The sequence below is a fragment of the Sphingomonas sp. URHD0057 genome (assembly GCF_000620665.1).
Classification (GTDB): domain Bacteria; phylum Pseudomonadota; class Alphaproteobacteria; order Sphingomonadales; family Sphingomonadaceae; genus Sphingomicrobium.
This window is the reverse complement of sequence record NZ_JIAU01000005.1, coordinates 690,290-696,402: the sequence shown is the minus strand read 5'-3', so window position 1 is coordinate 696,402 and position 6,113 is coordinate 690,290. Positions and strand designations below refer to the sequence as shown.

Here is a 6,113-nt window from a genome sequence, read left to right as displayed (position 1 = left end):
TGACACGTCCACCGACGCGAGGATAAATCAGACATGCGCTGACTAGCCCCGCAGCGGTTCGGATTACCTCTGTCTGGTCGATGTCGTTCCACGCCCAGTGCAATCGCCTCCAACCGAGGTTCTGAGTGATACCTTCGGCGTCAATTGTGAGAGTGCCAGGAAAGCACGCGGCCCAAAGATACCGCAATGCCAGAAGGCCAAAAAACGCCATTCCGACGCGCAAGAATATGGCGGCTTTCGTCGCTTCGGCCGGTTGAAGGTTTGACGCCGCAGGCCTGCTGAGCGTCCACAAACAGACCCCGACAAAGGCAACGCAGAGGGCTAGTCGTCCGATTGCTTGAAGGCGAGATTCTTGAACGATCATTGGTGACACGCGGCATTACTAGCGAATGTCGCTAATGGCAGGAATGGGTCGAAAACTGCCATTTAGAACCCCGATGCGCCGCCCGCACGTCCGAGCTAAGGCACCAGCTTCCCCGGGTTCATGATGCCGAGGGGGTCGAGCGCGTGTTTGATTGCCTGGAGGGCGTGGATTCGGCCGGGCGGCGCCAGGCGCGCGAGCTCCGCGCGCTTGAGCTGGCCGATGCCGTGCTCGGCCGAGATCGAGCCGCCGGCGGCGGTCACCAGATCGTTGACCAGGCGCGTGATCGCCGCGCCTTGCGCGTCAAACCAGTCCGGCGCGGCATGGCTGCCGGCCCGAACGTGGAAATGGATGTTGCCGTCGCCGAGGTGTCCGAAGCCGCTGGCGGCGAGGCCCGGAAAGGCCCGCTCGACCTCGGCCGCGGCCTCGACGATGAAGCGCGGCATGCCGCTGACCGGCACCGAGATGTCGTGCGCCAGTGTGTCGCCCTCGGCGCGTTCCGCCTCGGAGATCATGTCGCGGATCTTCCAGAACGCCTCGGCCTGCGCCTCGTTGGCGGCGATCGTGGCGTCGCCGATCAGCTCCTGGTCAAGCGCGGCGCCGAGCAGCGCCTCGACCTCTCCGTTGATGTCGTGATCGGGATCGACGGTCGTCGCTTCGATCAACGCGTGCCACGGGTGAGCGCCGGCGAGGGGCGTCCTGGTCCCGGGCACATGCTTCAGCACGAGATCGAGCGAATCCTGCGGGACCAGCTCGAACCCTTCGATGCTGGTGGTCCGCGCATCGAGGAAGCGGAGCAGGTCGAGCGCCGCCTGAGGGCTGGCAACGCCGGCCCAGGCGACTGCGCGCGATGCGACCGCGGGCACCAGCCGCAGCGCCACCGCCGTGACAACCCCGAGCGTCCCTTCCGCGCCGATCAGCAATTGGTCGAGGCTGTAGCCGCGGTTGTCCTTCTTGAGGCCCGACAGGCCGTCGTGGATCGAGCCGTCGGGCAGCACCGCTTCGACGCCCGCGACGAGCGCGCGCATGGTGCCGAACCTCAGCACCTGCGTGCCGCCGGCATTGGTCGAGGTAAGGCCGCCGATGGTGCAGCTGCCGCGGGCGCCGAGCGTCAGCGGAAACCGCATGCCCAGCGCCTGCGCGCGTTCGTGGAGGTCGGCGAGGATCACACCGGCCTCGGCCACGGCCAGACGGTTCTCGGCGCTGATCGAACGAATCTTGTTCATACGCCTGAGCGAGAGCAGCAGCGCCGAGCCGTCGGGGGGCGGCGTCGCACCGGCCGCCATTCCGGTGTTGCCGCCCTGCGGCACGAGCGGCACGCCATGCTCGGCGGCAAGCCGGACGATCGCGGCGACGTCCTCGGTCGAGCTCGGCGTGAGGATCGCGCGCGAGACGCCGTGAACGCGGCCGCGCCAGTCGCTGATCCATGGCTCGATCGCGGTGGCGTCGGTGATCACGCCTTTCGGACCGAGTTTTTGCTCGGCCGCGGCGATCATCTGACCTTGCGCGTCCATTGGCCGGCGCTTGGCACGAGCCGCCGGTGTCGTCAAAGCGAGCGCATGGACAAGCCGCGCATCACTCTCGTCGTCGCCCGCGCCAGGAACGGCGTGATCGGCCGCGGTGGCAAGCTGCCATGGCATATTTCGGAGGACCTGAAGCGCTTCAAGGCGCTGACCATGGGCAGTGCGATGGTCATGGGCCGCAAGACGTTTGAAAGCCTGCCGGGGCTGTTGCCGGGCCGGCGCCACATCGTGCTGACGCGCGATCGTGACTGGAGCGCGGAGGGCGCGGAGGCGGCCAGCGACGGCGACGAGGCGCTGGAGCTCGCGGCGGGCGAGCCTGTGTCCGTGATCGGCGGCGCGGATATTTTTGCGCAATTCCTGCCGCTCGCCGACCGGATCGAGCTGACCGAGGTTCTCGAGGATGTGCCGGGCGACACCTACATGTCTGACCCGCGTGCGATCAACGCCTGGCGGACAACCGACGAGTCAGAGGTTCTCAGTTCGGCGGAAGGCTTGCCATATCGTTTCGTGACGCTGGAGCGAGAATCGATCTAGGATCTATTAGTTCGGACCCGTCTTGATTCTGTAGTCGCCGCCCCTGCCGATCGCGTTGAGCGTATCCTTGGCGTTTTCCTTGCCGGCCCGCCATTCCGCTTCGGTCTTGCAGATTCGCCGTGACACGTGGGAGCCGACGAAGCTGTCTGATTTACAGATCATCTTCTCCTTCTTGGCCGGCGGAGGACTATCCGTCGTTACCGGACTGGCGGCGGCGGCTGCCACAAAGAAAAGATAAGCGACCATCGAAACTCCCCACTCGGACTGGCGGTCAGTGGGCGGACGATATTCGCTAAGTCAATCGTTCGTCGAGTCTTTTCGATGAACGAGGGGATGTGTCGCAGACAGTTTCTGGGCCGAGCGAGGTTCGTAAATTTCGGAGGCCTACGTACGTGGACGCGCCGCGGCATAGGTGCGCAGCCGCTTCATCTGCTCGCCAAGCATCTGATCGACGCCCGGCGCAAGCTGGTCCGCGCCGCCGGCGGCAAAGCCGGCCACCCGATAGTCGAGCGTCAGCTGCGAACCGCCGGCCGCGGTCTTGACCTGGACGTCCATGACGCCCGTCGTCGCCTCATAGAGCAAAGGGCCGAGCGCCCCGGTCAGGATCACGCGCTTGCCCGGCTCGAGGTAAGCGACGCGCATGTGCTCGATGCCGCCGCCATCGGAGAATCGCTCGCAGAAGCAACCGCCGGGCGAAAGGTTGAAGCTGAGGTTGGAGGATTTGCCGCTGTAGGTGTGCTCCGGGTCCCACCACCGCGGAAGATCGGCGAAGGACTGAAAGGCAATATTCGCCGGAACCACGAGATTGATGGTGTGGCGAACCTCGAAGCCGTTCGACGAAGCGCTGACGACTTCGGCCGCGGCCGGCGAAGCGACTAGCAGTGCGATTGCGGCGAGATATTTCAACGGCCCCTCCCCTTTGCGGCGAGGATGCCGCGATCAGGGGGCGCCGTCCAGAATTGCGTCGATCTGCGCCGCGACTTCGTCGACCGAGGCCATGCCGTCGACTCGGCGCACGAGCCCGCGCGCCTCGTAATATGGCAGGATCGGCTCGGTCTTGGCGCGATATTCGGCCATGCGGGTGCGCACCGTTTGCTCGTTGTCGTCTTTGCGGCGGACGAACTCGGTCGAGCCGCAGGCGTCGCACTGACCCGGGATCTTGGGCGGCTTGAACTGGTCGTGATAGCCGGTGCCGCAGCGGGCGCAGCTGAAACGGCCGGTGATGCGGCGGACCAGCGCCTCCTCGTCGACCGCGAGCTCGATCACATGGTCGAGGCTGCGGCCGCGTTCGGTCAGCAACAGGTCGAGCGCCTCGGCTTGCGCCCGGGTGCGCGGAAAGCCGTCGAAGATCGCGCCCTTGCCGGAAGCAGCGTCGAGGCGCTCCCCGATCAAGGCGCTGACGATGGCATCGCTGACAAGCTCGCCGCGCTCCATGACCGCTTTGGCCTGGAGGCCGACGGGGGTCCCGGCGGCGACCGCTTCACGCAGCATGTCGCCGGTCGACAGCTGGACCATGTCGCGCGTCGCCTGCAGCCGCGCCGCCTGCGTTCCCTTGCCCGCGCCGGGCGGGCCCAACAGGATAATGTTCACTGACTGGCTCCCCTTCCAGCCGGGTTTAGCGCCTGCGCGTGGTCTTGAGCTTCGCCTTCTTGATCAGGTCGCCATATTGGTGCGCGATCAGGTGGCTCTGGATCTGGCTTACCGTGTCCATGGTGACGTTGACCACGATCAGCAGGCTGGTGCCGCCGAGCCGGAAATTCAGGCCCGCCTGCGCCGACAGGATCTCCGGGATCAGGCAGATGATGACGAGGTAGGCTGCGCCGACCACGGTGATGCGGTTGAGCAAATAGTCGAAATAATGCTCGGTCGCCTTGCCCGGGCGAATGCCGGGGATGAAGCCGCCGTGGCGCTTCAGATTGTCGGCGGTTTCCTCGCTGTTGAACTGAACCGCAGTGTAGAAGAAGCAGAAGAAGGCAATGCCGACGCCATACAGCGTCATGTACGCCGGCGAGCCGTGCTGCAAATAGGTGCTGATGGTGATCAGCCAATCGCTGCTCGAGCTGTCGGCGCTGACGCCGCGCCCCGCCCATTGCAGGATCGTCAGCGGCATCAACAGCAGCGACGAGGCGAAGATCGGCGGGATGACACCGGCGGTGTTGAGCTTGATCGGCAGGTGCGAGCGCTCCTGCTGGATGCCGCGGGCGGTCTGCCGCTTGGGATATTGGATGAGGACCCGGCGCTGGGCGCGCTCCATGAAGCAGATGCCGAGGATGAGGGCGGCGGAAAGGATGACGATGCCGACGACGACGACGCCGCTAATGGAGCCGGAGCGGCTGCCTTCGAGGAGCTGAGCCACCGCTTGCGGAAGGCGGGCGACGATGCCCGCCATGATGATCAGCGAGACGCCGTTGCCGATGCCGCGGCTGGTGACCTGCTCGCCGATCCACATCAGGAACATGGTCCCGCCGACCAGGCTGATCGTGCCGGCAAGCTCAAACAGGAGGCCGGGCTGGACGACCGCCTGGATGCCCTGCTTGAGCCCCTGGGACTCGAGCCCGCGCACGGCGAGATAGCCCTGCACGAGCGTGATCGCGACGGTCAGGTAGCGGGTATATTGGTTGAGGCGCTTGCGCCCGGTCTCACCCTCTTTCCTCAGCGCCTGCCACGGACCGTAGAGGGTGGCACCGAGCTGAACGACGATCGATGCCGTGATGTACGGCATGACGCCCAGCGCGACGATGCTGAAGCGTTCGAGCGCGCCCCCGGAGAAGGTGTTGAAGACGTCGAGGATGCCGCCGCTCTGGGTCTGGTAGAGCGCGTTCATCGCCACCGGATCGATGCCGGGAACGGGGACGAACGACAGCAGGCGGAACAGGACCATCGCGCCGAGGGTGAACCACAGCCGCTTCTTAAGCTCGGTCGCCTTGGCGAAACTGGACAGGCTGATGCTGGAAGCGAGTTGTTCGGCTGCGGATGCCATTCAGTAGAAATCCTCTAAACGCTGGCGCTCATATAAGCGGCGCAACCGTCATTGCGAGGAGCGGAGCGACGAAGCAATCCACTGCTGTTGCTGGATTGCTTCGCTCCGCTCGCAATGACGGATCAGGCCTGAGCCTTGGCGGCGATCCGCGCCGCGCGCACCTTGCCCTTTTTGGCGGCGGCGAGTTCGGCGGGGTTCTTGCGTTCGATGATCTCGATCGAGCCACCGGCCTTCTCGACCGCCTCCCGCGCGCCCTTGGACACGCCGGCGACCTTGAGATTGAGCTTGGCCTTCAATTCGCCCTTGCCGAGCAGGCGGACGCCGTCCTTGCCGCCGCGCGCGAGGCCGGCAGCCTTGAGCGCCGCATGGTCGAGCGCGCCCTTGATGTCGAGCTTGCCGGCATCGATCGCCTTCTGGACCGCGCCGATGTTCACTTCGGCATAGTCGCGGGCGAAGATGTTGTTGAAGCCGCGCTTCGGCAGCCGCATGTGGAGCGGCATCTGGCCGCCCTCGAAGCCGTTGATCGACACGCCCGAGCGCGCCTTGGCGCCCTTCTGGCCGCGGCCGGCGGTCTTGCCTTTGCCCGAGCCAATGCCCCGGCCGACCCGCATGCGACCCTTGCGGGCGCCCTGGTTGTCGCTGAGTTCGTTGAGTTTCATGTCTTGCACTCGCTTTCGCTTTTGTCGCGCGCGCCCCGCGAGGGGCCAGATGGATG

7 protein-coding genes are annotated in these 6,113 nt (G+C 65.7%); 1 reads left to right on the top strand and 6 read right to left on the bottom strand.

The window, feature by feature from the left end:
• Positions 1–459: 459 nt before the first annotated feature.
• Positions 460–1,875 (bottom strand): FAD-binding oxidoreductase, encoded by a 1,416-nt coding sequence (locus N539_RS0103880; RefSeq protein ID WP_028969208.1) that lies wholly within the window; start codon positions 1,873–1,875, stop codon positions 460–462.
• Positions 1,876–1,920: 45 nt separating this feature from the next.
• Here N539_RS0103880 and N539_RS0103875 point away from each other — a divergent pair, with 45 nt between their 5' ends.
• Entirely contained in the window at positions 1,921–2,418 is a 498-nt protein-coding gene (locus N539_RS0103875; RefSeq protein WP_028969207.1) for a dihydrofolate reductase, read from the top strand.
• A gap of 6 nt (positions 2,419–2,424) precedes the next feature.
• Here the strand turns inward: N539_RS0103875 and N539_RS0103870 are convergent, their stop codons facing one another.
• The 5 genes from N539_RS0103870 to rplO form a co-directional block, all read right to left on the bottom strand.
• Positions 2,425–2,664, bottom strand: coding sequence for a hypothetical protein (locus N539_RS0103870; protein ID WP_028969206.1), 240 nt, complete (start codon positions 2,662–2,664; stop codon positions 2,425–2,427).
• A gap of 138 nt (positions 2,665–2,802) precedes the next feature.
• Positions 2,803–3,324 (bottom strand): hypothetical protein, encoded by a 522-nt coding sequence (locus tag N539_RS0103865; protein ID WP_028969205.1) that lies wholly within the window; start codon positions 3,322–3,324, stop codon positions 2,803–2,805.
• Between the two features lie 33 nt (positions 3,325–3,357).
• Positions 3,358–4,008 carry an adenylate kinase gene (locus N539_RS0103860; protein WP_028969204.1) on the bottom strand — a complete coding sequence of 217 codons (651 nt, stop codon included), beginning with the start codon at positions 4,006–4,008 and terminating at the stop codon, positions 3,358–3,360.
• 25 nt (positions 4,009–4,033) lie between these two features.
• Entirely contained in the window at positions 4,034–5,398 is a 1,365-nt protein-coding gene (gene secY, locus N539_RS0103855; protein WP_028969203.1) for a preprotein translocase subunit SecY, read from the bottom strand.
• 122 nt (positions 5,399–5,520) lie between these two features.
• Positions 5,521–6,057, bottom strand: coding sequence for a 50S ribosomal protein L15 (gene rplO, locus N539_RS0103850; RefSeq protein WP_028969202.1), 537 nt, complete (start codon positions 6,055–6,057; stop codon positions 5,521–5,523).
• Positions 6,058–6,113: the final 56 nt, after the last annotated feature.